The 843-nt window shown below is 73.8% G+C and carries 1 protein-coding gene; it reads left to right on the top strand.

What is annotated here, in order from left to right:
• The coding region (gene fliK, locus APY03_RS40405) for a flagellar hook-length control protein FliK (protein ID WP_198161271.1) at positions 1 to 699 on the top strand (699 nt) is incomplete at its 5' end.
• Positions 700 to 843 lie beyond the last annotated feature (144 nt).

Raw genomic sequence — 843 nt, 5'->3', positions numbered from 1 at the left:
CCGATGGCCGCCACTCCTGCGCTGCCGATCGCGGCGGATGCGGCCGATGCCGCGCCGGCATCCGCGCCGGGCGCGGCGATGCCCGCTGCGCCGGCGCCTGGGCATGGTGAGCCGGATGTGGCCGTGCTGGACGGGCCGGCGCCGCGTGACCCTGCCGTCTCCACCGAGGCCGCGTCGCTGGCCGATGCCGAGCGCGTGCGTGCGGCCTACCGGGCTGGCGAGGGCGCTGCTGCCGGGCCGCAGCGCGCGGAGGCGGAGGTCGTGCGCCATGGCGTGGCGCCCGCCGTCCCGAGTGCGCCGACCCAGGGCGCCGAACTGATCCATCCGCAAGCCGCCACCGTGGTGCACCAGCAGCTCGACCTGCTGGCCACTGCCGTGTTCCGCTGGAGCGGGCAGGCCTGGCCGGAGGTTCCGATGGACTGGTCGATCCAGCAGGAGGATGAGCGGGCGCGCGACGAGGCCGCGGCGCAGGACGAAACGCGGCGCTGGAGCACGACTGTGTCGCTGGACCTGCCGCGGCTCGGGGCGGTGGAACTGCGCCTGACGCTGGCGGGCGATGCGGTCCGGGCGCAATTCGTGGCGAGCCAGGGGGCGACGGCTGGACGCCTGCGTGCGCACGGTGCGGCGCTGGAGCAGCGCTTCGAGGCTGCGGGGCTGCGGCTTGAAGGGTTGCGCGTTAGCGAGAAGGGGGGCGGATGATGATGAGGCATCCGGTGGCAACTTTTTGCTGGGCCTTGTTCGCGGGACCGGTGGGGGGAGGGCGTGGGCCTGCTCCTTCTGTTTGTACGTTGCGCTTTGTTGGGGGCTGGAGCCGGGGCGTCGTCCCGGCAGCCGAGTCACTTT

This window comes from Variovorax sp. WDL1 (assembly GCF_001541225.1).
Lineage (GTDB): Bacteria > Pseudomonadota > Gammaproteobacteria > Burkholderiales > Burkholderiaceae_C > Variovorax.
The sequence above is the reverse complement of the archived record's forward strand: the minus strand, read 5'-3'. Positions and strand labels throughout refer to the sequence as shown.